The sequence below is a fragment of the Protofrankia sp. Cj3 genome (assembly GCF_917627355.1).
In the GTDB taxonomy this organism is placed as follows: Bacteria; Actinomycetota; Actinomycetes; order Frankiales; family Frankiaceae; genus Protofrankia.
This window is the reverse complement of record NZ_CAKJTR010000005.1, coordinates 1-22,829: the sequence shown is the minus strand read 5'-3', so window position 1 is coordinate 22,829 and position 22,829 is coordinate 1. Positions and strand designations below refer to the sequence as shown.

Genomic DNA, 22,829 nt, shown 5'->3' with positions numbered 1-22,829 from the left:
ACGCCAGGGACCGGCTGGACGCGGCTCGCCTGGGCGAGCGTGATGCGGAACAGGCTCCTGATCATCGAGCCAGGCGGCCGAGCAGCGCGCTGGCCACAATGATCGTCAAAACCGCGGAGCCCGTGAGAACGGCGAAATCCAGCACGAGGTGGCCGTGGGTACCGATGAGCAGGCCGCGCAACGCGTCGACCAGATAACTCAGCGGGTTGAGATAGCTGACCACGCGGACCCAGCTCGGCATGATGGACACCGGGTACAGGGCATTGCTCGCGAAGAACATCGGCATCATGATTGCCTGGCCGATTCCCATCAGCCGGTCCCGGGAGAGCACCAGCCCAGCGATCACGATGGACAGGCAGGAGAAGAAGGCCGCGCCAAGCAGCACCGCGACCGCGGCGCCGACCAGTTTCAGCGGGTTGGCGGTGAGCCCTACGCCGAGCAGAGCCGCCAGCAACAGGACGACGGCGACCTGTATCAGCGCCCGCACCCCGGCCGCAAACGCCTTGCCCGCGACCAGCGCCGTTCGTGGTGTCGGGGTGACCATGAGCTTGGCCAGGACGCCCGCGTCCCGGTCCCAGATGATCTGGATGCCGTAGAAGATCGAGATGAACAGCGCCGACTGGGCGAGAATCCCCGGTGCCAGATAGTCCAGGTAGGGCACGGATCCGGTCGGAATGGCGTGGATACGGCTGAAAGTCACGCCGAAAACAAGCAGCCACAGCGCGGGCTGGACCGCCCGGGTGTAGAGCTCGACCCGGTCGTGGCGCAGCTTCTGCAACTCCACCAGGGAGAGGGTCGCGAAACGGCGGAACAACAGCCGCGCCGCGCCGAACGGCCCGTCACGATCTCCATCAAAGATGATCCCCGCCGAGGACAGGGGGCTCGGTGGATCGGCGCGCTCAACCGGCCCGGCTGGCGACACGGCGGATCTGCTGGACATCACGGAAATCACCTCCCCCGCCACCCTCAAGCGCATCACCGGTGTGGTGGCGGAACACGTCCTCAAGGCTCGTCCGCGCTCCGATGGCCGCCTTGAGCTCATCCGGGACACCGGTGACGCGTACCCGGCCGGTGTGCATGAGCGCGACCCGGTCACACAGGGCGTCCGCTTCCTCCATGTAGTGCGTGGTGAGCAGGACGGCTATCGCCTGCTCAGCACGCAGCCGGTGGACGTGTGCCCACACGCTGTCGCGGGCGATCGGGTCCAGCCCCACCGTCGGCTCGTCGAGGATCAACAGGCGTGGCGCGTTGACCAGCGCCTGGGCCAGCTCCAGCCGGCGCACCATCCCGCCGGAATAGGTACGCGCCAACCGGTCCGCGACATCGGTCAGCCCCATCGCGGCCAAGGCCTCGTTGACCCGCGCCCGCCGCTGCCGCCGTGGTACGTCGAACAGCCCCGCGAACAGTGCCACGTTCTCCCGCCCGGTCAGGCCCGAATCCGCCGAGAGCATCTGTGGCACGTAGCCGATGAGGCGGCGCGCACGGATGGGATAACGTACCGCGTCCATCCCGAACACGCACACCGACCCGGCCGCCGGCCGCAGCAGCGTGACAACGGCACGGATCGCCGTGGTCTTACCGGCTCCGTTCGGCCCGAGCAGGCCGAGTATCTCCCCTGCCGCGAGGTCGAGGTCGACCGCGTCAACCGCTGTGTGCCCGCCGAACCGGTAGGTCAGGCCTCGGACCGCCAGGGCCGGCGGGGCCGGCGGGTCACCCGAGGACGCGCTGGACGGGGCACGTACGGACTGCTCGATGGACATCCAGCCTCCATATCTTTTCCTTCATACAACTAACTATCTGCCTTTCTCGTCCTCTCGTCACCCGGATCGGGCGCCTGACCTCGGCCAACGCCCGGCCCGCGCCGCCGAGGACGGCCGCTGGAACAAAAACAGGGGTCGTTACGCCCTGGTATCGGACGTAACGACCCCTGGTTCGGGATCGAGCGTTGCTCGGCGTCTACCGCGCCTGAAAACCCGCTCCGCGGACGGCCCGGTATCGCTCTTGATCCAAAAACTGTCCCGCTCAGTGCCTGCCGGCGGGCTGATCAGGAGATTCACCGGTGGACTCGCGCGGCGGAGTCCCCTGCGCGTCCTCCTCCTCGACGAAGAACCCGGTCACCGCCTTGCCCGCGCGCCGGACAAGACCACCCTTGGCATCCCCGTTCTCCCCGGCGGGCAACGCCACCCGGTCGGTCGGCACCCGGCGGTGGTCGGGCACCGGGGGCAGCTTCGGACGATGTTTCTCCACGAACTCCCCGTCGGGAAGCTGGTGGATGATCCCGGTCTCGATACCATGCTCGGCGATCTCCCGATCACGAGCCTGCAGGTGGAGACACAGCCTCTTCGTCACCGTGAAGGCGATCGGCGGGACGACGATGCAGCCGATCCGACCGGCCCAGGTCATGGCGTTCAGCGAGATGTCGAACGTCTTCGCGATGACGTCGTTACCACCGGAGATCCACAACACCAGGTAGAAGCTGATGGCCATGGCGCCGAAGCCGGTGCGGGCCGGGGTGTCACGCGGCCGCTGGAGCAGGTTGTGCGGCCTGGAGTCACCGGTGAACTTCGCCTCCAGGAAGGGGTACACCGCGAGCAGCGTGAACAGGATCCCCGGCAGCACAACGGTCGGCCAGAACACCGCTGGGACGGTGTGACCGAGCCCACGGAACTCCCACGGCGGGAACAGCCGGGTAGATCCGTCAAGGAAGCCGATGTACCAGTCGGGCTGTGAGGCGGAGCTCACGTTGCCCGGGTCGTAGGGGCCGAAGCTCCAGATCGGGTTGATCTGCGCCAGCCCGCCGAGCAGGGCGAGCATCGCGAACACGAGCATGAAGAACCCGGTGGACTTGACCGCGAAGACCGGGAAGACGCGGTGCCCGATCACGTTGTGCTCGGTCTTGCCCGGCCCGGGGAAGTCGGTGTGCTTCTGGTGCCACAGGATGCCCAGGTGGGCGCCGATCAGCGCCAGCAGGATCCCCGGCACCAGCAGAATGTGAATGACATACAGCCGGGGGATGAAGCTGTCACCCGGCCACTCGCCGTTGAAGACCAGGAACGACGCCCAGGTCCCGATGACCGGGATCGACTGGGCGATCGACGCGGCGATGCGCAGCCCGGTGCCCGACAGCAGGTCGTCCGGCAGTGAGTAGCCGGCGAAGCCCTCGAGGATGCCCAGGACGAGCAGCCCCACACCGATCAGCCAGTTGACCTCACGAGGCTTGCGGAAGGCACCGGTGAAGAACACCCGCATCAGGTGCACCACGATCGAGGCCACGAACAGCAGCGCCGCCCAGTGGTGGATCTGGCGGAAGACCAGCCCCGCTCGGGTGTCGAAGCTGATGTCGAGGGTCGAGGCGTAGGCCCGGCTCATCTCGACGCCGCGCAGCGGGATGTACGAGCCGTTGTAGGGAATCTCGACGTTGCTCGGGTCGAAGAACAACGTCAGGTAGATACCGGTCAGGACCAGGATGACGAAGCTGTAGAGGGCGATTTCCCCGATCATGAAAGACCAGTGGTCGGGGAACACCTTGTTGAGGTTGCGGCGCAGCGCGGCCTGAGACCCGAAACGCTCGTCGACAGCCCGGTTGAGCTTGCGGACCGGGCCCGGCCGCTTGACCAGGGAGGGTGGCGGGGCTGTGGTCATGGACGCTCCCAGAAGGCGGGACCGACGGGCTCGGTGTAGTCGCCGTCTCGCGCGATGAAGTACCCGTCGTCATCAATACCGATCGCCAGCTGTGGCAGGGACCGGCTGGCCGGACCGAAGATCGCTCGACATCCGTCCAGGACGTTGAACACGGACTGGTGACAGGGGCAGAGCAGGTGATGGGTCTGCGCCTCGTAGAGGCTGACCGGGCAGCCCGCATGAGTGCAGATCTTGGAATAGGCGACGTGGCCGTCGTAGGCCCAGTTCTCTCGTCCGGGCCGCGGCCGGTTCTCACCCGGGGCGAGCCGGATGAGGATGGTGACGCTGTCGGCCTTCTCATGCAGGCTCAGCTGGGGCTCGAAGCGGACGCTGCCGTCGGCCTCGGTGACCGGGACCGCCGGGAAGACGGTCTCGATACCGCCGATAGCGATGTCACCGACCCTGACCGGGTTGCCCTCCCCGTTCACCAGCCGGGCGCCCTTCACCCAGTGGCTGTGCTTGAGCTGCGCACCCGGCTTCCGGTTGGTCAGGTTCAGCAACGGCACCACCAGCAGAGCGCCGAGCACCGTGCCCGCGCCCAGCATGGTGCGGCGGAGCAACGGCCGGCGGGCAAGGCCGGTGTCGGCGAACCCGAGAGCAACCGTCTCCTCGGTGGCGGCGATCTCAGCATCCGAGGAGGCGAAGGGATGACGCTCCTGGACGGCCTCCTCATGCGGCATGAGGCGCTTCGCCCAGAGGATGACCCCGAACCCGATGCCACCCATGGCGAGGCCCAGGGCGGTGCCCATGCACGGGGTGTAGTACTCGGCATGCTTGTCACCGACGAAGTTGGTGACCACGAAGCCGATCGTCCCGACGATGGAGACCATGAACCAGAACGCCACCAGCCGCTCGGCCCGGCGCTCGGCCCGGCGGTCGATCTCCTCGGCATGGGCCGGGGGGACAGCCGCGCTCCGCTCGCCCGGCTCGGCCAGCAGGACCGTTGAGCCCTCCCGGGCCGAATCGGTCTGGTGCGGCGGGGTACCGAGACGCTCGGGGCCGTCGTCGTGGCCCTGACGCGGTTCGGGCTTGGCACGGTCGAAGATGCTCCCGCTCTCGGCGGGAACGTCCGGCCCGGTCGTCCCGTCTTCCTGCTTGCTCATACCTTCTGCCTCGCTCCGATCCACATGCACACCGCGAGCAGGCCACCGATCCCGGCCAGCCAGGCCAGCAGCCCCTCCGGAACCGGGCCGTACTTGCCCAGCGTGCTACCACCGGCGCTCGGCGCCTCAGTGACGAAGCGCACGTACTTCGCGATCGCCACGGCGCTGGCGTCGTCGATCTGCCCAGGACCGAACACGGGCATCGACTCGGGGCCGGTCCGCATGGCCTCGATGATCTGTGACGGGGTGGCCTTGCTCAGGTCGGGCGCGTACTTGCCGTATGTCAGCGGCGCACCGGCGCCCACAGCCTGGTGGCACTGCGCGCAGTTGGCCCGGTAGAGCTCCCCGCCCTGGGCCAGATCCGCGTCATCGAGTGCGTTCCTGGTGACGACTGCCTGCTTGGGGCCGCCACCGAGGCTGTCGACGTAGGCGGCCAGCTGGTCGATCTGGGTCTGGCTGTAAACGGGGTCTTTGCGCTTGGCCTGCGCGCCCGGCGCGGCAAGCGGCATCCGGCCGGTGCTCACCTGGAAGTCCACCGCGGCGGCGCCGACCCCGATGAGGCTCGGAGCCTGACCAGTGCCCTGAGCGTTCAAGCCGTGGCAGCTTGAACAGCCCTGGAGGTAGAGTGCCCGCCCCTGCCGTACGGCCTCGTTCGCATCCGGGGTGCTCTGGGCCGTGCCGCGCGGCGCGAACGCGGTCCAGAGCACCCCGGTGGCCGCGAGCGCCAGCAGAAGGACGACAGCGGAGGAACGCCGACGCCGGTGTGTGGATGCGCGGGCAGCGCCCAAAGATGCAGTCATGTCGCTCACTGGAGGAGGTAGATGGTCGCGTACAGGCCGATCCAGACGACGTCGACGAAGTGCCAGTAGTACGACGTCACGATCGCCGAGGTCGCCTTCTCAGGGGTGAAGCTGCCGTAGGTCGACCGGGCCAGGACGATCACGAAGGCCACCAGCCCACCGATCACGTGCAGCCCGTGGAAGCCGGTCGTGAGGTAGTAGACAGACCCGTAGGCATGCGACGAGATCGAGAACTCGTTCTCGTGGAAGTACTCCCACGCCTGGCCACCGACGAACACGGCACCCATGACCAGCGTGATGAGGTACCAACGACGCAGGCCGTACACATCGCCTCGTTCCGCGGCGAAGACGCCCAGCTGGCAGGTCAGGCTCGACAGCACCAGGATCGTCGTGAAGACGAGCGCGTAGCCGACGTGCAGGTGCACCGGGCCGATCTCGGACCCCGCGGGATCGCCGGTGACCGGCGGCCAGTTGTCGCTGTTGACCGAGCGGATCGTGTAGTACATCGCGAACAGGGCCGCGAAGAACATCAGCTCCGACGACAGCCACACGATCGTTCCCACGGAAACCATCGACGGCCGGTTGGCCGTGGGGTGCGGCGGCGGAGCCTTCTCAAGGACGGGGGCGGAGGCCACGTCGGTCATTCTGGCACGCGTTCCGCCAAGCGCCACCGTAGGTTCGACATTCGGTAGGACTACGAGCCGTCGAGGGCTCGAGCGAGCCCCGGCCCAAGCGAGGTGACGGAAGTCGTGACCAGTCCCGGCACGCTTGCCCCAACAGCTGCGCAAGACCTGTTCGCAGCCTCCGGACAGGGACAACTGCCGCCCCCACCGACTGTCGGGCGGATGCTCCTGCACGTTTCACCCGAGCCCGGCCCGCTGCTCCTGATCGCCACGATGGCCGGGCTGTACCTGCTCGGAGTGCGCAGGCTCACAGATCGCGGCGACGCCTGGAGCCCGTGGCGGACGGCGTCCTGGCTCGCCGGCCTGGTTGTCGTCGGGTACGCGCTCGTCGGCGGGATCGCCGCCTACGACACCGCGCTGTTCAGCGCACACGCCGTCCAGCACCTGCTGCTGGGCACGGTCGCACCGATACCGCTCGCGCTCGGGGCGCCGGTCACGCTCGCGCTGCGCGCGCTGCCGCGACGTTCCCGCAGCCTGCTGGTGAGGCTGTTGCACAGCCGGGTGGCCCGGGTGATGACCTTCCCGCTGGTCGGCTTCACCGTGTTCATCGTCAGCCTATACGGATTGTACTTCACCAGTCTCTACGAGTCATCATTGCGGCACCCGCCGCTGCATCTCCTCCTGCACATCCACTTTCTGCTGGTCGGCTGCCTGTTCTACTGGCCGGTCATCGGGCTTGACCCCATCCCCGGCCGCCTGCCCTACTGGGGGCGCCTGCTCCTGCTGTTCGTGACGTTCCCGCTGCACGCGCTGTGGGCGCTGGCGATGTTCACGACCGATGACGTCTTCGCCGAAGGCTGGTACGCCTCGCTGGGGCGAACCTGGGGATCCAGCCTGTTGGGCGACCAGCAGACCGGTGCGGGGCTCATGTGGGCCGCGGGCGAACTGGTGGGCGCGGTGGTGTTCGTCGCCCTGTTCATCCAGTGGTCACGAGCCGATGGCCGGGAAGCCGCCCGGGAGGACCGCCGGCTCGACCGACTCGACCGGCTGGCGATCTCCCCCGCCGCGGTGCCCGCCACCGGTCCGGACAAGGACCTGGACGCACCGCGGGCCCCGGAGCCGGAGGCCGAGCTGCTCGCCCGGGAAGCGGCCTACAACGCCTGGCTGGCTCGGCTCGCGGCCCGGGACAGCGCCCGCGGCCGGTGACAGCGCCCGCGACCGGAACGCCCCGGGCCCGCCCGGCGCTCTCAGCCACGCAGTGTGAGATCCGCGATCAAACTCTTCCGGGCCGCGCCCGTGACCGGGGTCGCCTCGTTGTACGCGGGGTGATCGACCACCAGCTCGACCAGCACAGCCGGATCACGGAAGGCGTCACGAGCGGAGTCGCTCAGGGGAAACCGCAGCATGTGCACGGAGACAGTCGCGGTGGGAACGCCCGGGGCCTCGTCCGGACCCGGGATCTCCTCGGCCGGCACCGGGAGCCCGCCGATCTCCAGGCGGATGCTGCGCTGGATCCCGGCCAGCCGCGCCAGCTCCGCGCGGACGGTCTCAGCGACGTCAAGCTCGATAAAGACGGTGGTGGTCAGAACGTGGCTGGCGGGAAGCAGCCGAGAATAGATCTCGATCTCATGCGCGACGTCCGCGAGGCTGCGCAGGCGCTCGGTATAGACCATCTCCTGCACCTGATAACGCAGGGTTTCCTCATTCTCGAACTCGAAGAGAAGCATGTCCCCGACCCGGATGCGGCGTTCCGCTCGGACCGGAAGGATCCGGGCGCGGGCGTCCTGGCGCCGCGCGGAGTAGACCTCGGGGTCAGTGACAATGTCAGCGACAGTGAGTGCCATCGTTGGAACTCCCACACGTCTGATGGGGACGATCTGATGGGGACGGTCACGGTTCGCCCGGCCGCCGGCGGCGCACGATGACCGCGCCGCCGTTGGCCGGGCGGCTGTTACGGAAAGATCAGGCTTCCTGCTCGGCCTTCTCGTCAGCGACGACCGCGTCGAGCGCCTTCTTGAAACGTCCGGCATGGGTCTTCTCGGCCCGCGCGAGCGTGGCGAACCAGTCCGCGATCTCCTCGAAGCCCTCGTCCCGCGCGGTCTTGGCGAAGCCCGGGTACATCGCGGTGAACTCGTAGGTCTCCCCCGCCACGGCGCTGGCGAGATTCGCCGTGGTCTTGCCCAGCGGTTCCCCGGTCGCGGGGTCACCCACCGCGGCCAGGAAGTCCAGATGACCGAAGGCGTGCCCGGTCTCGCCCTCCGCGGTGTCGCGGAAGAGCGAGGCCGCATCGGTCAGGCCCTCGATGTCGGCTCGGCGGGCGAAGTACAGGTAACGGCGGTTCGCCTGGCTCTCGCCCGCGAACGCCTCCTTGAGGTTCTCGTGTGTCTTCGTACCGTCAAGCTGCGGCATGTGGATCTCCTTTGTCGATCGTGGTCCGCCCCGGCGCCGGAGCGACGGCCGGGGATACTGATTGTCGATCCAGGCACCAGGCCCCTGGATATCGGAGCCCCTATCTCGGACCGTTGGTCTGACAGGCCGGACACAGGCCACGGAATTGCAGGTCGTAACCTGTGATCGCGAATCCGGTACGCCGCGACAGCGCGTTCACCAGCTCCGCCGGAACAGGAAGATCTATATCCACGGCCCGGCCACAGCGGTCGCAGACCGCGTGGTCGTGACGCGCGACATTCGCGTCGTACCGGGCCGCGACACCGTTACCGAGGCTGAGTTCCAGGGCGTAGCCGGCCCTGACCAGCAGCCCCAGCGCCCGGTAAACGGTCGCGGCGCCGATGCCCGGCGCGACCGCCCGGACACGAGCGTAGACCTCCGCCGCCGTCGGATGGTCATGGGCGGTTCGGAGCACCTCCAGCACCGCGCGGCGCTGAGGCGTGAGGCGAAGATCCTGCTGACCAGCCATGACACATCCGATGTTGGCGACCGTATGTATCCATACGCCGTACATCCCGACCTAGCGCGTGGATACGCAGCGTATGGATGCTGATTCAGGTACATCGATACTCGTCCATAGTATGAGAACGAGTCTCACTATCTCTCAGCCAGGGTCCCCTCGCAACTGGCGAAACGCTCCCCTACGCTCCCCTACGCGCCGATGTCAGCCGATGTCAGCCGCGGGACACGAGCGGCGGTGTCCCGGCCGGACCAGGCGGAGCCACCGCCCACGGGCGTCATCGGATAGCCTGCCGGCGGGTTCCCAGTTGTCCGGTTGCCGCTCAGGTCGTGCATGCGTGCGCGGCAGGTGGATCAGCCACCGGGCGCCGGGGCGCGCCCAGCCAGCACACCACCCGACTGAAAGGCTCGCGGTCACATGAGTACGGTTCTCGTGTACGCGGACAGGCCCGACATCCGCGAGCGGGTGAGACTCGCCATCGGCCCGCGGCCTGACCCCGAGCTCGGGCCGCTCGAGTTCCTGGACGTGGCCGACGGCCCGGCCCTCATCGATGCCGTCGACCACCGGGACGCCGACATCTGTGTGCTGGACGCGGAAGCGACGCCGACCGGCGGCATGGGGCTCTCCCGACAGATCAAAAACGAAATCCCGAACTGCCCGCCCACCGTCCTGCTGGTGGCCCGGCGGGACGACCGCTGGCTCGGCAGCTGGTCACAGGCGGACGCGGTGGTCACCCACCCGGTGGACCCCGCCGAACTCGCCGAGGTCGTGGTCGCCCTGCTGCGTGCCCGACGCTCGCTCGCGGCGCGGCCGGGCTCCTCGCCCGCGGCTGGTACGCCGGTCGCGGGCGCCTGAGCCCGACCGTGACCGTGAGCAGATGCTGCGGGCCCACCGACAGACGGGCGAGATGGTGACGGGCGCACCGGTTCCACCGGCGGATGCGGGCGCGGATCTGGAGCCTGGCGCGGCGCGCTCGGCCGCGCGGGGCTGGCCCGGTCTTCTCGGCATGCTGTTGCGGGACGAGGCCCTGGGTGCCGCGGACACCGCGTGGGCGATGACCCAGATCATGTCCGGTAACGCCTCCCCCGCTCAGATCGCTGGTTTCGCGGTCGCGCTGCGGGCCAAGGGCGAGACCCCCGAGGAGGTCCGCGGGCTGCTCCGGGCGATGCTCGACTTCGCGACGCCGCTGGAGGTCCCCGACGACGTCCGCGAACGCGCCGTGGACACCTGCGGTACCGGGGGCGACCAGTCGCATTCGGTGAACGTGTCGACCATGGCCGCCCTCGTCATCGCGGGGTCCGGCATACCTGTGATCAAGCATGGGAACCGGGCCGCGTCATCCGCCTGCGGATCGGCCGATCTGCTGACCGAACTCGGCGTTGTCATCGATCTGTCGCCTGCCGGTGTCAGCGCCTGCCTCGCCAAGGCCGGCGCCACGTTCTGCTTCGCGCCGGTCTTCCACCCGGCCATGCGACACACCGCCGGGACCAGGCGCGAACTCGGCGTGCCCACGGTTTTCAATATCCTTGGGCCGCTGAGCAACCCGGGCCGCCCCGCGGCCCAGGCCGTCGGCGTCGCCGATGCGCGGCTCGCGCCGGTCGTCGCCGGGGTTCTCGCCGCGCGCGGGACGCGAGGGCTGGTGTTCCGCGGTGACGACGGCCTCGACGAGCTCACGCCCGCCACCACCTCGACGGTGTGGGTCGTCGCGGGCGGCGAGGTGCGCATGGAGACCTTCGATCCCCGGGACATCGGTATCCGCCCCGGTGACCCGGCGGAACTGCGGGGAGCCGACGCCGCTTACAACGCCGAGGTGACCCGGAAGCTGCTGGCGGGACGTCCTGGGCCGGTGCGGGACGCTGTCCTGCTGGCCGCCGCGGCCGCGCTGGTCGCCGCGGTCGGGCCGACGACCACCACGCCCGTGGCCGAACAGCTGCGACGCCAGTTCAGCCGCGCCGCATGGTCGCTGGACTCCGGCGCGGCCGAAGCCGCTTTGCGGCGGTGGATCCAGACGAGCCAGGCCATTGCTCCGGCCACGGTCTGAAGCGGCGGTCTGAGGGCGTCCGCCATGCCGGTGCCGGCGCTGCCGCCGGCTGCCCAGCACGGTCGAGGGCTGGTGGTGCCCCGGCGCGCACCGCCGGGGCACCACCAGCCGACCGCTCAGTCCTCCGGGACCGGTGGGTGCCAGAAGTTCTCAAACAGCAGGCACACGACGAACAGCAACGTCATGAGCACCCCGATGAGAGCCAGCCAGACCCCGAAGATGACGCCGAGAATCACCAGGCTGGCGCTGGCGGCGATGAAGAACGGATAGTAGCTGCCCGGGGTGAAGTGACCGAGCTCGCCGGCACCGTCCGCGACCTCGGCATCGAGAAGATCCTGCGGCCGGGCCCCGATACGCCGGGCGGTGAACAGCAGGTACCCGCCAACGAGCAGGCCGAGGCCGCCGCACAGCGCGAGCGCGACCGTACCGGTCGGGTCCTGCGAGGTGAACCAGTAAACGATGTCGACCACCGTGCAGAAGACGGTGAACACGAGGAAGACGACGCCCTCGATCTTCATGGCTGCTGCTCCGCTCCAGCTTCTTCCGGGCCCGGCTACCTGATCTCGGGTGTGGCGTGATAGTCGATTTTCCCGGCCGCCTGCGGATAGTGCAGGTCAAAGGCGGGCCGTTCCGACCGGATGCGTGGCAGCGAGCGGAAGTTGTGCCGTGGCGGCGGGCAGGATGTCGCCCATTCCAGGGAGTTTCCATAGCCCCAGGGGTCGTCCACGACGGCCAGCTCGCCCTTTTTGTAGGAACGCCAGACGTTGTACATGAACGGCAGGGTCGACGTGGCCAGCAGGAAGGCACCGGCCGTGGAAATCGTGTTGTACGTGGTGAATCCGTCGGTCGGCGAGTAGTCGGCCACCCGTCGCGGCATGCCCTTGACACCCAGCCAGTGCTGGATCATGAAGGTCAGGTGGAAGCCGAAGAACAGCGTCCAGAAATGGACCTTCCCGAGCTTCTCGTCGAGCATGCGCCCGGTCACCTTCGGGAACCAGAAGTAGATCCCGGCATATGCGGCGAAGACCACCGAGCCGAACACCACGTAGTGGAAGTGGGCGACCACGAAGTAGCTGTCACTGACGTGGAAGTCGATCGGCGGGCTGGCCAGCAGGACACCCGTCAGACCACCGAACAGGAAGGTCACGAGAAAGCCCAGGGCGAAGAGCATGGGCGTCTCGAAGCTGACCTGGCCCCGCCACATGGTGCCGATCCAGTTGAAGTACTTCATGCCGGTCGGCACCGCGATCAGGAAGGACAGGAACGCGAAGAAGGGCAGCAGGACCGCGCCGGTGACGAACATGTGGTGCGCCCACACCGCTACCGACAATGCCCCGATCCCGATCGTGGCGAAGACGAGGCCCTTGTACCCGAACAGCGGCTTCCGGGAGAAGACCGGCAGCACCTCACTGATGATCCCGAAGAACGGCAGGGCGATGATGTAGACCTCGGGATGGCCGAAGAACCAGAACAGGTGCTGCCACAGGATGGCGCCACCGTTGGCCGCGTCAAACACGTGGGCGCCCAGGCGCCGGTCGGCTTCCAGCGCCAGCAGCGCGCCGGCGAGGACTGGGAAGGCGACCAGAACCAGGATCGATGTGACGAGGAAGTTCCAACAGAAGATCGGTAGCCGGAACATGGTCATGCCCGGGGCGCGTAGGCAGAGGATCGTCGTAATCATGTTGACGGCGCCGAGGATGGTACCGAGACCCGACACCGCCAGCCCCATGATCCACATATCGGCACCGGCGCCCGGCGAGTAGACCGCGTTGTTGAGCGGCGCATAGGCGAACCAGCCGAAGTCCGCCGCACCGTTCGGGGTCAGGAACCCGGCGATGACGGTGAGGCTCCCGAAGAAGAAGAACCAGAACGACAGGGCGTTGAGCCGCGGGAACGCCACGTCCGGCGAGCCGATCTGCAACGGGATCAGGAAGTTCGCGAACGCGAACGCCATAGGTGTGGCGAACATCAGCAGCATCAGCGTGCCGTGCATGGTGAAAAGCTGGTTGAACTGCTCGTTCGACAGGAACTGCAGGCCGGGCCTGGCCAGCTCCGCCCGCATCATCTCGGCCATGATCCCGGCGAAGAGGAAGAACGCGAACGCCGTCACGCCGTACATCACGGCGATGTCCTTGTGCGACGTCGTGCGCAGATAACCGAGCAGGTTGGTACGCGGCTTGGCGTGCAGGTCCTCGACGTGGCCGGCTGGCGGCTCGTGCACCAGTGTCACTGTCCGCTCCCGGGAGTGGTAGTTCCGGCGGATGTCAGCGTGGTCGCCCCAGGGGTGACCGGCCCGGCCGCCGCCAGCGCGGCCGGCCGGGTCCGCTCGGCGATGAAGCGGTCGTACTCGTCACCCGGGACGACCTTCACGTAGAAGTTCATCCGATCATGATCAACCCCACACAGTTCCGCGCAACGACCGATGAAGGTCCCGGTCTTGGTGATCGTGAGCTGGAACTGGTTGATCCGGCCGGGGACGACGTCCCGCTTGAACAGGAACTCGGGCACCCAGAAGGAGTGGATGACATCCGGGGAGGTCTCCACGAAACGGATCGTGCGGCCCTGCGGGAGCACCAGCACCGCGGGCTCGCCGGGCCTGCCGGTGACCTCCACCGGGATCGTGCCGTGCTGGCCCGTGTCGAGGTAGCGGAACTGCCAGTTCCACCGGAAACCGATCACATTGACGGTGACATCCGGGTTGGGCGGAAGTTTGTCGATCTCGATCTCATCGCGGGCGGTGTAATAGAACAGTCCGGCGACGATGACCAGCGGCACGACCGTGTAAAGAATCTCGACCGGGAGGTTGTACCGCACCTGTTGGGGCAGCTCGTCCGACTTCCTGCGGAACATGATGATCGCATAGAAGATCAAAGCCCAGGTGAACGCACCCACGGCAAGCGCCGCGATCACAGAGCCCTGCCACAGGTTCAGGATGCGCGGCGTAAGGTCCGTCACCCCATCCGGAAACCCGAAGTTGGGTACGTCACAGGCAGTTGCCAGCAGTGCCAAAAATGCAAAGCCGGTCACTAGTCGTAGCGCCCGCCACGGGGAACCGGATCGGACAGAGCGCCGGCCAGCGCTCCTCGCGCGGTTCGTGCTCCCCGCCGAAGGAACGTCGCGGGCAGTCGCCACCTCGACATCGGCGGGCAACGGCCGAGTTCGGCCGAAGGATCGGGTCACCAGGTCCTGCCTCCCACGAATGCGCCGATCCGACCGAACCAAGCGGTCGGCGCAAGGCTCTTCGACAAGCTGTAGATGCTGCCGCAGGAGCGTATCCCAGCCGCCCGTCCCGTATCGCGTCAGAGCCCCACGAGCCCGGTCCCACAATCTCACCGGCGCCCCGCGGGAGACGGTGCGGAGCGCGCCCGGCGCGGCCCAACCGCGCCCGAGCCCATCGCGCCCGAGCCCATCGCGTCCAGGCCCATGGCATTGCCCAGGCCCATCGCGCCCGAGCCCATGGCATTGCCCAGGCCCATCACATTGCCCGGCATCCCGGCCCACCCGAGCCCGCCTGGTGCGTTCGCGCTCGTCGTCCCCGTCAGCGCGTGACGTGGTCGCAGCCGCAAGCCGGGGTTCTGGCCGGCTGGGCGAAGCCGATCTGGGAGGCCCGTCAGGGCATGCCAGCTGCCCGGCGGATGCGTCCCGAAGCGCCGCCCGGACGCCGCGAGCCGGCCAGCCCTGTTACCGGAGCCGCTCAAAACTCCGGCCGTCGGCGACGCGACAGAACCACGATCGCATCGCCTGTGGCCCGCCAGGCGAACCCGCTCCGTACCGGCCGACTGTCGGATAGATCACTATCGGCTGACACGCCGGCGGATACATCCGGCGCTATTGATGACCTACCGGCCCCGCCTTACGGGCCGCCGCCGCAAGCCGGGGTTCCGGCCGGCTGGGCGAAGCCGATCTGGGAGGCCCGTCAGGGTATGCCAGCTGCCCGGCGGATGCGTCGCGAAGCGCCGCCCGGACGCCGCGAGCCGGCCAGCCCTGTTGCCGGTCGCTCTTATGCCGCGCAGTCGGCACAGATCATGCGCCGGCTGTCGGCGAGCTGGCTGCGGTGGTGGACCAGGAAGCAGCTCTTGCAGGTGAACTCGTCCGCCTGGCGGGGCAGGACGCGGACCGTCAGTTCCTCGCCGGACAGATCCGCGCCGGGTAGGTCAAGTTCGGCCTCGAACGGGTCGACATCGTCTCCGAGGTCGGCCGCCGCATCCGCCCGCCGCGCCTTGAGCGCCTCCAGACTCTGCTCGGAAACCTCCTCGGCATCGGTGGTGCGGGGGGTGTCGTAATCGGTGGCCACTGAAATTCTCCCGTGAATTGAGTACGTCTCGTGCGCAACCCACAACGCACGACCGGTGGGGTATGTGCCCGTTAGGACGATCCCCATCGGGTGTGGCCTTCGCCACATCAATTTCGATGATCATAAACGAAAGTCCGTCCAGCCGGAACCCAGCCGGTGCGTCTCGTCGCCGCCGGGCGGGCCAAGGCCGCACGCTGGGACCGGGCGGGAACAGCCGGGTCAGCCCGTCCGGCGCAACCAGGTCACCGGAGCTCCGTGGGCTGCCTGCCGGAACGGCTCCAAGGCCTCGTCCCATGCCGTGCCCAGCAGGCGCTGCAGCCCTCTGGCGAGGGTCTCCCGCCCCTCTCCCCGCTCGATGAGGGCACGCAGCGCGGCTTCCCCAACGACGATGTCCCCGTTCGCGGCGATCGACGCGCGGTGCAGACCGAGCTCGGGCGTATGGGAGTAGCGCTCCGAATCGCAGCCCGGCGACGGGCCCTCGACCACGTCGAAGGAGACATGACCGAGGCGACGCAGCTGGCCCGCGAGACGCCCGGCCGTGCCGCACGGAGCCTGCCACTCCAGGCCCGCGTAGAGCGAGCCCGGGGACCGTGGCTGTTCGCTCCAGGTCAGCGACACCGGCGAGGACAGCACGGCGGACACGGCGAACTCCAGGTGCGGACACAGCGGCGGCGGGCAGGCCAGAACCGCCAACATGCCGGGAACCTTGAAGGACGCCGGACCTGACACAAGATCTCGTGCTGATGACATTGCGACCACGCAAGACCTCCGTCGACGAGTTACGCCTTCCCCTGCGACCTCGCCTCACGATCGTCCGCGCCGTGCGGTACCGATGGTGCCATGGGCTGCCGCCGCGTCCATACCCGCCCCCTGGCAGACAATCCATGTTCATTCGGGCGATATCCGGATGATTCGTGACGGCCGTCGGCCGGTCCAGTGACCGGGCGCGTCCCAACACCGGCGCGCCGCGGCCGGGCTCATGGCCGGAGCACGGTCAGGGCGTGTTTCGGGAGCCGCCTGGACGCGGGCTCCCTGATCGAACGACGACTTCCGGGACACGCCGTAGCGCGACCAGCAACGGAAGTGGCTCCCCGCGCCGCCTCGCGATACACGCGCCCCAGCCCCATTCCTTGATCTACTCTCCTGTTGCCGGTCGCTCTTATGGCCGGCAACACGAATGGACCGAATCCGCATATGATCACATCACGGTACGGCTGATCCCCCCGCAACGATCGGGCCTGGCACGATCCAGCCTGACAGGATCAGAAAACCGTCCGCCTGGACTCACCCGGCCTGTGGGGCTCATCCAGACCCGCGCCGGTCGGCGCTGGATCCCCGACCACCCGTAGGCTCCGTGCGTATGTTGCAAGTCTGGCCGGGCAGCCCCTATCCGCTCGGTGCCACCTATGGCGGCACCGGGACCAATTTCGCGATCTTCTCCGAGATCGCCGAGAAGGTCGAGCTGTGCCTGTTCGACGATGACGATGCCGAGACACGCGTCGAGCTGAAGGAAGTCGACGCATTCGTCTACCACGGGTTCCTGCCCAGCATCGGCCCCGGCCAGCGATACGGCTATCGGGTGCACGGCCCTCACGACCCGGCGAGGGGGCTGCGTTGCAATCCCCACAAGCTGCTCCTCGACCCGTACGCGAAGGCCGTTGACGGCGAGATCGACTGGGACCAGTCGGTGTTCGGTTACAACTTCGGCGACCCGGACAGCATGAACACCGCCGATTCCGCCTCACGGATGATGAAGTCGGTGGTCATCAGCCCGTTCTTCGACTGGGACAACGACCGCCCGCCGCGCACCCCGTACAACGAGACCGTCATCTACGAGGCGCACGTGCGCGGCCTCACGATCGCGCACCCGGGACTGCCGGCGGAGTACCGCGGCACCTATGCTGGCGTGGCACATCCGATCATGATCGACCACTACCATCGGCTCGGTGTGACCGCCGTGGAGCTCATGCCCGTCCACCAGTTCGTCCAGGATGAGCATCTGGTCAGCCGCGGCCTGCGCAACTACTGGGGATACAACTCACTGGCCTTCCTGGCCCCCCACAACGCCTACGCGGCCGCGACCCGGGCCGGGCAGCAGGTCCAGGAGTTCAAGCTGATGGTGAAGAACCTGCACGACGCCGGTATCGAGGTAATCCTCGACGTGGTCTACAACCACACGGCCGAGGGCAATCACATGGGTCCCATGCTCTGCTTCCGCGGGATCGACAACACCGCCTACTATCGGCTGATAGAGGACGATCCGCGCTACTATATGGACTACACCGGCACGGGGAACAGTATGCGGGTCCGTCACCCGCATGTCCTCCAGCTCATCATGGACTCGCTCCGTTACTGGGTTACCGAGATGCACGTCGACGGATTCCGGTTCGATCTGGCCGCGACGCTGGCACGCGAGTTCTACGAGGTTGACCGGCTGTCCTCCTTCTTCGACCTCGTCCAGCAGGATCCGGTCGTCTCCCAGGTCAAACTGATTGCCGAGCCCTGGGATCTGGGCGCGGGCGGTTACCAGGTCGGCAACTTCCCACCGCTGTGGACCGAGTGGAACGGTAAGTACCGTGACACCGTGCGCGACTTCTGGCGCGGCCAGGACCATGGCATCGCCGAGTTCGCCTCCCGCCTGACCGGGTCGAGCGACCTCTATGAATCCGACGGCCGGCGGCCCTCCGCCTCCATCAATTTCATCACGGCCCACGACGGCTTCACCCTCAACGACCTGGTCTCCTACAACAGCAAACACAATGAAATCAATGGCGAGGACAACTGGGACGGATCGGATGACAACCGGTCCTGGAACTGCGGGGCGGAGGGACCGACCGACGATCCGGACGTGCTCGCGCTACGCGCGGCCCAGGTCCGGAACTTCCTCACCACGCTCTTTCTCTCGCAGGGCGTACCCATGCTGGTGGCCGGTGACGAGATGGGGCGCACACAGCACGGCAACAACAACGGCTACTGCCAGGACAACGAAATCTCCTGGTTGGACTGGTCGCTGGCGGAACGCAACGCGAGCCTGGTGGAGTTCACCGCGCTCGTGTCCGCCCTGCGCCGGGAACACGCGGTGTTCCGCCGCCGGCGGTTCTTTCAGGGGGACGCGATTCGTGGCTCCGGTGGTACCTCGGGGCACGGCTCGGACGGCGGGGAGCCGCTCAAGGACGGGGAGCCGCTCAAGGACGGGGAGCCGCTCAAGGACATCGTCTGGCTCCTGCCGGATGGCACCGAGATGTCCGACGCCGACTGGGAGTTCGGCCTGGCGCGCTCCCTGGGGATGTTCCTCAACGGCCACGGCATACCCGATCGCAACCATCGTGGTGAGAACGTCGTCGACCAGTCGTTCCTGCTCTTCTTCAACGCGCACTTCGAACCGCTCGGATTCCGCGTGCCACCGGAGAACTTCGGCACCAGCTGGGAGATCGTCATCGACACCCGGGTACCCACCGCGGTCGTGACCGCGGCTGCCGGCACGCGTGAGAGCGCCGCGCCGGACGCGCGCGCCACCAGCCGGATCGTGAAGGCCAACGACCCGATCGAGGTCGACGCCCGGTCAGCCCTGGTGCTGCGCTGTGCCGACTGAGCCACGGGACGGCGGCATCCCGGCGCCCGCCCGGCCGGTCCCCGGCTCGACCTACCGGCTGCAACTGAGCATGGAGTTCTCCTTCACCGACGCGGCTGTCATCGTGCCCTACCTGGCCGCCCTCGGGGTCACCCACCTGTACTGCTCGCCCGTGCTTGAAGCGGTCGACGGTTCGGCCCACGGCTACGACGTCGTCAACCACGATCAGATCAGCCCCGAGCTCGGCGGTCCGGCCGGCTTCCGCCGGCTGGTGACCGCCTGCCGCAAGGCGGGCCTCGGCCTCGTGGTGGACCTGGTGCCGAACCACATGGCGATCGCCGCGCCGGAGTCGGTGAACGCCGGCTGGTGGTCGGTGCTGCGGGAGGGCCGGGCGTCGCCGTACGCCTCCTGGTTCGACATCGACTGGGACTCCCCGGACAACCCCGGCAAGGTCGTCGTCCCGATTCTGGGTGAGCCGCTGGCGGACTGCCTCGCGGGCGGGGAGATCAGGCTCGCGACGAACGACGACGCCGAATCAGTGATCGTTTATCACGACCACGTGCTGCCGGTGGCCGAGGGGACCGCCACACCAGGCGACATAGCCGCCACCCTCGACCGGCAGCACTACCGGCTGTGCTTCTGGCGGGTCGCCGGCACCGAGCTCAACTACCGCCGGTTCTTCGACATCACCACCCTCGTGGGCCTGCGCCAGGAGGAGCCGGCCGTCTTCGCCGCGACCCATCGCCTGATCCTCGACCAGGTGCGCGCCGGCGCCGTCGATGGCCTGCGGGTCGACCATCCAGATGGCCTCGCCGATCCCGAGGACTACCTGCGCAGGCTGTCCGAGGCCACCGGCGGCGTGTGGACGGTCGTGGAGAAGATCCTCGAACCGGGCGAGGCCCTGCCCGGCACCTGGGCCTGCGCCGGCACCACCGGCTACGACACACTCAACCGGCTCACCCGGCTGTTCATCGACCCGACAGCGGCCAGGCCCATCACCCAGCTGTACACCGGTATCACCGGTTCGTCGCCCGACTTCGCGGCCGTCGCCCACACGGCGAAGCTGGACGCGCTCACGGATGTCCTGCGCCCGGAGCTGGAGCGGCTGGCGGCACTCGCGCTCACCGAGGCGCGGCGGCGGCGCGCGGACCTGACGCGTACCGGTCTTCGCGACGCGCTCGCGGAGGTGCTGGCCGCGTTCGCGGTCTACCGCGCCTACATCCGGCCAGGCGGGGCCGCGACCCTGGAGGCTCGAGCGCACGTGGTCGGGGCGTGCGAGCGCGCCCGGGAGTCCCTGCCGCGGCGGTCCAGCGAGATCGATCTCATCGAGAACCTGGCGCTGGCCGGCCCGTCCGAGTTCGTGGTGCGGTTCCAACAGACCACCGGGCCCGTCATGGCCAAGGGCATCGAGGACACCGCCTTCTACCGTTACGGCCGGATGATCGCCCTCAACGAGGTCGGCGGCGCTCCCGGCGACTTCCCCGGCTTTCCCGCCGGGCATCCGCACAGCGCTGTGCACGAGTTCCACGAGGCCAACGCGATCATCCAACGGACGTGGCCGCTGACGATGACGGCGCTGTCCACCCACGACACCAAGCGCTCGGAGGACGTGCGGGCCAGGCTCGCCGTCCTGACCGAGGACCCGCACGGCTGGGGCGAGCTGGCCCGCCGCCTGATCGCCCTGGGCGAGCGGCACACGGACACCGAACGTGGCTGGCCGGACCGGGAGGCCTGCTACCTGCTGGCGCAGACCCTGGTCGGCGCGTGGCCGCTGCCGATCGAGCGCGCCCGGGATCACCTGCTCAAAGCCGTCCGCGAGGCCAAGATGTACACCTCCTGGACCGACCCGGACGCCGGCTACGAGGCCGCGCTGGTGAACTACGTCGACGCCGTCCTCGACGACCGAGACTACGTGGCCGCCCTGGAAACCTATGTTGCGGCCCTGGTGGAGCTCGGGCGCCAGAACTCCCTCGCCCAGAAGCTTCTCCAGCTGGTCTGTCCCGGCGTGCCCGATGTCTATCAGGGCCAGGAAGTGTGGGACGCCTCCCTGGTCGACCCGGACAATCGGCGGCCGGTCAACTTCGGCGAGCGGGCGAAGCTGCTGACCGAGCTCGGGCCGGATCCAGGCGCCCGCAAGCCACCCGCGCTCGACGACACCGGCGCGGCGAAACTGCTGGTTGTCGCCCGTGCGTTAAGGCTGCGCCGGGAACATCCGCAGTGGTTCGGCGCGGAAGCGACCTACCGGCCGCTGTGGGCATCAGGCTCGGCGGCCGAGCACGTGGTCGCCTTTGTCCGCTCCGGGGAGGTGATCGCGGTGGCGCCCCGGCTGGTGCTCGGGCTGCGCCGCGGCGGCGGCTGGCGGGACACCACCCTCCCGCTGCCCGACGGTCGTTGGACCGACCTGTTCACCGGCCGCCGGCACGACGGCGGCGTCGCCTACGTCCTGCGGTTGCTGCGCGACTTCCCCGTCAGCCTCCTCGTCCGCACCGCCTGACCGAAACACCTGACCGAAACACCTGACCGAAACACCGCCGGGCACGCGCCGAAAGAATGATCGCCGGTAACCAGGAGAACGGGCGTGACCCGGCTGAAAATCAGCTGAAACGCTGTGCGGGACGGGCCCGCATGTGATGCCCTGAAACATGGCACAGCAAGCTCCAGCTCGTCCGGCGGGCGACGAAACCCCTTCCGAGGCAGCCGCGTGGCGTGTCCTACGCCACACCGGTAACAGTGCCGTGAAATCAGGATCACAGATGCTCACGGATTCGACGACGGGTAGACAGTACGGATGAGCACTTTCCGCGTGTGGGTGCCAGAAGCCAAAACGGTGAGCGTGATCACCAATACTGGTGGTAACGAGACCGTCCACGAGATGCTGACCGACGACGGCGGCTGGTGGTGGGTGAACGTACCCGCCGCGGGCCACGGCACCGAGTACGCCTACCTGATCGACGGTGAGGTCGACGAGGTACCGGACCCGCGCTCCGCCAGCCAGCCGCACGGCGTCCACGGTCGCTCCCGGCTCATCGACCACTCTCTGTTTACCTGGACGGATGGTACGTGGCGAGGGGTGACGCTGGCCGGTAGCGTCCTCTACGAACTGCACATCGGCACGTTCACCCGAGCCGGCACCTTCGACGCGGCCATCGAACGGCTCGACCATCTGGTGGCCCTCGGGGTGGACGCCGTCGAGCTGCTGCCCGTCAACGCCTTCGCGGGCCGCCACGGTTGGGGCTACGACGGTGTGGGCCTGTTCGCCGTGCACGAGTCCTACGGCGGCCCGGACGGGCTCAAGCGGTTCGTCGACGCGGCCCACAGCCGGGGAATCGGCGTGATCATGGATGTCGTCTACAACCATCTCGGCCCCGACGGAAACCACCTCGCCCGCTTCGGCCCCTACTTCACCGACTCCCACGACACTCCGTGGGGGCCGGCCGTCAACCTTGACGCCCCCGGCTCCGACGAGGTCCGGGCATTCATCATTGACAACGCGCTCAGCTGGCTGCGGCATTACCACTGCGACGGCCTGCGGCTGGATGCGGTGCACGCCTTTGCCGACACCCGTGCCATCCACATCCTTGAGGAGATCGCCGTCGCGGTTCACGGGCTCGCGGCCCAGCAGCGCCGGCCGCTGTTCGCGATCGCCGAATCCGACCTCAATGACCCCCGGCTTGTCACCGCCCGCGAAGCCGGTGGGCACGGCCTGGACGCGCAGTGGTGCGATGATGTTCATCATGCCATGTGGGCGGCGCTGTCGGGTGAGCGTCACGGCTACTACAGCGACTTCGGCACCCTCGCAGCCCTGGCC

At 68.1% G+C, this 22,829-nt stretch carries 21 protein-coding genes; 6 read left to right on the top strand and 15 right to left on the bottom strand.

Going from position 1 to position 22,829, the window contains the following annotated elements:
* Positions 1 to 61 precede the first annotated feature (61 nt).
* The 6 genes from MJ783_RS01310 to MJ783_RS01285 form a co-directional block, all read right to left on the bottom strand.
* On the bottom strand, positions 62 to 940 hold the full coding sequence (locus tag MJ783_RS01310) for an ABC transporter permease (RefSeq protein WP_239308042.1): 879 nt from the start codon (positions 938 to 940) through the stop codon (positions 62 to 64).
* Positions 900 to 1,760 (bottom strand): ABC transporter ATP-binding protein, encoded by an 861-nt coding sequence (locus MJ783_RS01305; RefSeq protein WP_239308041.1) that lies wholly within the window; start codon positions 1,758 to 1,760, stop codon positions 900 to 902. Before MJ783_RS01305 ends, MJ783_RS01310 begins: the two co-directional genes overlap by 41 nt.
* Before the next feature lie 262 nt (positions 1,761 to 2,022).
* The gene (locus MJ783_RS01300; protein WP_239308040.1) at positions 2,023 to 3,642 is read right to left on the bottom strand and encodes a cytochrome bc complex cytochrome b subunit; all 1,620 of its coding nucleotides are present in this window, start codon (positions 3,640 to 3,642) and stop codon (positions 2,023 to 2,025) included.
* The gene (locus MJ783_RS01295) at positions 3,639 to 4,784 is read right to left on the bottom strand and encodes a ubiquinol-cytochrome c reductase iron-sulfur subunit (RefSeq protein ID WP_239308039.1); all 1,146 of its coding nucleotides are present in this window, start codon (positions 4,782 to 4,784) and stop codon (positions 3,639 to 3,641) included. The genes MJ783_RS01300 and MJ783_RS01295 overlap by 4 nt, the downstream gene beginning before the upstream one ends.
* Entirely contained in the window at positions 4,781 to 5,584 is an 804-nt protein-coding gene (locus tag MJ783_RS01290) for a c-type cytochrome (protein ID WP_239308038.1), read from the bottom strand. The genes MJ783_RS01295 and MJ783_RS01290 overlap by 4 nt, the downstream gene beginning before the upstream one ends.
* Before the next feature lie 5 nt (positions 5,585 to 5,589).
* A complete protein-coding gene (locus tag MJ783_RS01285) occupies positions 5,590 to 6,228 on the bottom strand; it encodes a heme-copper oxidase subunit III (protein ID WP_370651400.1) in 639 nt (212 codons plus the stop codon).
* A gap of 105 nt (positions 6,229 to 6,333) precedes the next feature.
* Between MJ783_RS01285 and MJ783_RS01280 the strand changes: the two genes are divergently transcribed.
* Positions 6,334 to 7,413, top strand: a complete 1,080-nt coding sequence (locus MJ783_RS01280; RefSeq protein ID WP_239308037.1) for a cytochrome c oxidase assembly protein — start codon at positions 6,334 to 6,336, stop codon at positions 7,411 to 7,413.
* A 41-nt stretch (positions 7,414 to 7,454) separates the two neighbouring features.
* Here MJ783_RS01280 and MJ783_RS01275 read toward each other — a convergent pair whose 3' ends face one another.
* The 3 genes from MJ783_RS01275 to MJ783_RS01265 form a co-directional block, all read right to left on the bottom strand.
* Entirely contained in the window at positions 7,455 to 8,051 is a 597-nt protein-coding gene (locus MJ783_RS01275) for a DUF3501 family protein (protein ID WP_239308036.1), read from the bottom strand.
* Positions 8,052 to 8,169: 118 nt separating this feature from the next.
* Positions 8,170 to 8,616: a rubrerythrin family protein gene (locus MJ783_RS01270; protein WP_239308035.1), complete on the bottom strand. Its 447-nt coding sequence runs from the start codon at positions 8,614 to 8,616 to the stop codon at positions 8,170 to 8,172.
* A gap of 100 nt (positions 8,617 to 8,716) precedes the next feature.
* The gene (locus tag MJ783_RS01265) at positions 8,717 to 9,124 is read right to left on the bottom strand and encodes a Fur family transcriptional regulator (RefSeq protein WP_239308034.1); all 408 of its coding nucleotides are present in this window, start codon (positions 9,122 to 9,124) and stop codon (positions 8,717 to 8,719) included.
* A gap of 408 nt (positions 9,125 to 9,532) precedes the next feature.
* Between MJ783_RS01265 and MJ783_RS01260 the strand changes: the two genes are divergently transcribed.
* Both MJ783_RS01260 and trpD read left to right on the top strand, forming a co-directional pair.
* A complete protein-coding gene (locus tag MJ783_RS01260) occupies positions 9,533 to 9,970 on the top strand; it encodes a hypothetical protein (protein ID WP_239308033.1) in 438 nt (145 codons plus the stop codon).
* Positions 9,971 to 10,121: 151 nt separating this feature from the next.
* Positions 10,122 to 11,156 (top strand): anthranilate phosphoribosyltransferase, encoded by a 1,035-nt coding sequence (trpD, locus tag MJ783_RS01255; protein WP_239308075.1) that lies wholly within the window; start codon positions 10,122 to 10,124, stop codon positions 11,154 to 11,156.
* A 116-nt stretch (positions 11,157 to 11,272) separates the two neighbouring features.
* Here the strand turns inward: trpD and MJ783_RS01250 are convergent, their stop codons facing one another.
* The 6 genes from MJ783_RS01250 to MJ783_RS01225 all read right to left on the bottom strand — a co-directional run bounded on the left by MJ783_RS01250 (position 11,273) and on the right by MJ783_RS01225 (position 16,200).
* Positions 11,273 to 11,674, bottom strand: coding sequence for a cytochrome c oxidase subunit 4 (locus MJ783_RS01250; protein WP_239308032.1), 402 nt, complete (start codon positions 11,672 to 11,674; stop codon positions 11,273 to 11,275).
* Positions 11,675 to 11,709: 35 nt separating this feature from the next.
* Entirely contained in the window at positions 11,710 to 13,386 is a 1,677-nt protein-coding gene (gene ctaD, locus MJ783_RS01245) for a cytochrome c oxidase subunit I (protein ID WP_239308031.1), read from the bottom strand.
* Positions 13,383 to 14,336, bottom strand: coding sequence for a cytochrome c oxidase subunit II (coxB, locus tag MJ783_RS01240; protein ID WP_239308030.1), 954 nt, complete (start codon positions 14,334 to 14,336; stop codon positions 13,383 to 13,385). Before coxB ends, ctaD begins: the two co-directional genes overlap by 4 nt.
* A 149-nt stretch (positions 14,337 to 14,485) precedes the next feature.
* The gene (locus MJ783_RS01235) at positions 14,486 to 14,722 is read right to left on the bottom strand and encodes a hypothetical protein (protein WP_239308029.1); all 237 of its coding nucleotides are present in this window, start codon (positions 14,720 to 14,722) and stop codon (positions 14,486 to 14,488) included.
* 434 nt (positions 14,723 to 15,156) lie between these two features.
* Positions 15,157 to 15,450: a DUF4193 domain-containing protein gene (locus MJ783_RS01230; protein ID WP_239308028.1), complete on the bottom strand. Its 294-nt coding sequence runs from the start codon at positions 15,448 to 15,450 to the stop codon at positions 15,157 to 15,159.
* Positions 15,451 to 15,669: 219 nt separating this feature from the next.
* A complete protein-coding gene (locus tag MJ783_RS01225; protein ID WP_239379881.1) occupies positions 15,670 to 16,200 on the bottom strand; it encodes a DUF3145 domain-containing protein in 531 nt (176 codons plus the stop codon).
* A 610-nt stretch (positions 16,201 to 16,810) separates the two neighbouring features.
* Here MJ783_RS01225 and glgX point away from each other — a divergent pair.
* The 3 genes from glgX to MJ783_RS01210 all read left to right on the top strand — a co-directional run.
* On the top strand, positions 16,811 to 19,042 hold the full coding sequence (gene glgX, locus MJ783_RS01220; RefSeq protein ID WP_239308074.1) for a glycogen debranching protein GlgX: 2,232 nt from the start codon (positions 16,811 to 16,813) through the stop codon (positions 19,040 to 19,042).
* A 70-nt stretch (positions 19,043 to 19,112) separates the two neighbouring features.
* Positions 19,113 to 21,515, top strand: coding sequence for a malto-oligosyltrehalose synthase (gene treY, locus MJ783_RS01215; RefSeq protein ID WP_239308073.1), 2,403 nt, complete (start codon positions 19,113 to 19,115; stop codon positions 21,513 to 21,515).
* Positions 21,516 to 21,809: 294 nt separating this feature from the next.
* Positions 21,810 to 22,829: alpha-amylase family glycosyl hydrolase (locus MJ783_RS01210; protein WP_239308026.1), on the top strand; the 1,020-nt coding region annotated here is incomplete at its 3' end.